Annotated in this window: 3 protein-coding genes; all 3 read left to right on the top strand. The window is 39.0% G+C overall.

Annotated features, from left to right (window positions below; all coding sequences use genetic code 11):
* Positions 1 to 105: 105 nt before the first annotated feature.
* Entirely contained in the window at positions 106 to 1,209 is a 1,104-nt protein-coding gene (msrB, locus tag ACZFYI_RS19510; RefSeq protein WP_462525792.1) for a peptide-methionine (R)-S-oxide reductase MsrB, read from the top strand.
* Positions 1,210 to 1,707: 498 nt separating this feature from the next.
* The gene (locus tag ACZFYI_RS19505; protein ID WP_259262659.1) at positions 1,708 to 1,914 is read left to right on the top strand and encodes a hypothetical protein; all 207 of its coding nucleotides are present in this window, start codon (positions 1,708 to 1,710) and stop codon (positions 1,912 to 1,914) included.
* Positions 1,904 to 2,140, top strand: a 237-nt coding sequence (locus ACZFYI_RS19500; RefSeq protein ID WP_462525791.1) for a type II toxin-antitoxin system RelE family toxin, incomplete at its 3' end; no start/stop codon positions are given. The genes ACZFYI_RS19505 and ACZFYI_RS19500, both read left to right, overlap by 11 nt.

Below are 2,140 nucleotides of genomic sequence, written 5' to 3'. Positions count from 1 at the left end.
CAATGACTTTCTTATTTAAGTCTATTGTAAACAGAAACCGACATTCAGGTATTTCAATTCTCCAAAATCATGCCTCTTTCAAAATCTAAATCTGGTAATTCTATTATGGAAATTTCAAAAAAAATCCTCCTTTTGGTTTTAATCCCCACCTTAAGCTTTTTGGTATTTTCATGCTCCAAAGCATATAACGGAAAGGAAAAAAGTGAAAAAACTTCTACGCCCGAAGAAATTTATGCCGGACCGACAGCTTTGGCCACCTTTGCGGGCGGATGCTTTTGGTGCATAGAAGCCCCTTTTGAAGGAATTGACGGTATCATATCAGTGGTATCAGGTTATGCAGGAGGCAAAGAAAAAAATCCATCCTATCCAGAGGTAGCTAGTGGAAGAACTAGCCACAGAGAATCTGTTCAGGTCACTTATAACCCTGATATCATCAGCTATTCAGAGATTTTAGATATATTCTGGCAACAATTTGATCCGACTGACGAAGGCGGTTCTTTTTACGACAGAGGATTTCAATATACTTCTGCAGTATTTTACCATGACAAAATTCAAAAAACGGCTGCAGAAACTTCCCTTCAAAAGCTTTCCCAATCAGGTAAATTTGACAAACCCATCGTGACTCCTTTGATCAAGTTTACTAACTTTTATCCGGCGGAAGATTACCATCAGGATTATTACAAAAAGAACCCGACCGAGTATTATGCTTACAGAACAGGTTCGGGAAGGGATGCATTTATTGCAAAACATTGGCCAGTAAAATTGGAAGACAAATACAAAAAACCTTCTGATTCAAAACTGAAGAAAAGACTCACAGAACTTCAATACCAAGTCACCATGCATGAAGAAACTGAGCGGGCTTTTACCAACGATTACAATGAAAACAAAGAAGAAGGAATCTATGTCTGCATTGTTTCGGGGGTTCCTTTGTTCAGCTCTTCAGACAAGTATGAATCCTTTTCAGGTTGGCCGAGTTTCACCAAACCGATCGATGCCCGCGTCATCGGCAAACCGACCGATACCGCTTACGGAATGATGCGTGTGGAAGTGAGGAGCAAACTCGGTGATTCCCATCTTGGGCACGTATTCAATGACGGACCCGAACCAACCAATCTTCGTTATTGCATGAACTCTGCAGCCATGAAATTCATCCCAAAAAAGGACATGGAAAAAGAAGGTTACAAAGATTGGCTTTGGGTGGTCGATTAAAAATATCCTACAAAAAGTTGAGTCAACCCCAAAAATCATCGATTGATAACCAAATCCTTGGCGTAGTCAAATGTCTTATGCTGCGACTGGGTGGGATTTGCCTACCCTGCACCTGGCCCAAGGCTAAAATGATCCTAAGGGATCATTTCCAAACGCCTTGTCCTACCCTTTTATCTTTTCCATCCGCGACAATTGTCGGGATGTAATTGGATTCAACCAAACACCCAAACGAAAGGTAATTCTTGGTAATATGAATTACAAATTCATATAATAGAAAAGGGTAGTTACAAACTACCCTTAGCGGTTACGCCATTCTATTCCAAGTGGGGCAAAAAGGTCAAGATTGGATTTGTGTTTACACCAAAAACAGGGAAGGTTGATTTGTCAATTCAATTGAGTATCTCGGCTTATTATGTAACTTTGAAGCAATTATTGCTGGCAGACGTTCAAAACAAAAACGAACAAGGCTATGAGTATCAATCCTTCAAAAATTGAATTATGAAAGTTTTATTAGACATAAAAGACGATAAGGCCAAACCCTTACTCGAAGTGCTTAAAGGCTTATCGTATGTAAAAGCCACAACAATATCTGACGAGAAGGCTTTACTCATGGAAGAGATTAAAGAAGCAGTGGAAGAACTCAAACTAGTAAGAGAAGGCAAACTGAAAGGCATACCTGCAAAGCAGTTATTAGATGAGCTATAATATTATTGCTGTTCCTACTTTTAGGAAAGAGTTGAAAAAGTTGGCAAAGAAATATCCTTCTTTAAAAACCGATTTAGCGATACTTTTTGAAAGCTTGGAAGAAAATCCTGTTCAAGGAACTTCTTTGGGTAGAAATTGCTATAAAATACGTCTTTCAATATCCTCAAAAGGCAAAGGTAAAAGTGGGGGTGAAAGGGTTATAACAAATATTGTCATTGCAGAAGAG

The sequence above is a fragment of the Aquiflexum sp. genome, assembly GCF_977115555.1.
The sequence above is the reverse complement of the archived record's forward strand: the minus strand, read 5'-3'. Positions and strand labels throughout refer to the sequence as shown.

Excerpts from the sequence above, each read along its gene's own strand:
- msrB (WP_462525792.1), top strand. The coding sequence starts at position 106 with ATGGAAATTTCAAAAAAAATCCTCCTTTTGGTTTTAATCCCCACCTTA.
- ACZFYI_RS19505 (WP_259262659.1), top strand. The coding sequence starts at position 1,708 with ATGAAAGTTTTATTAGACATAAAAGACGATAAGGCCAAACCCTTACTC.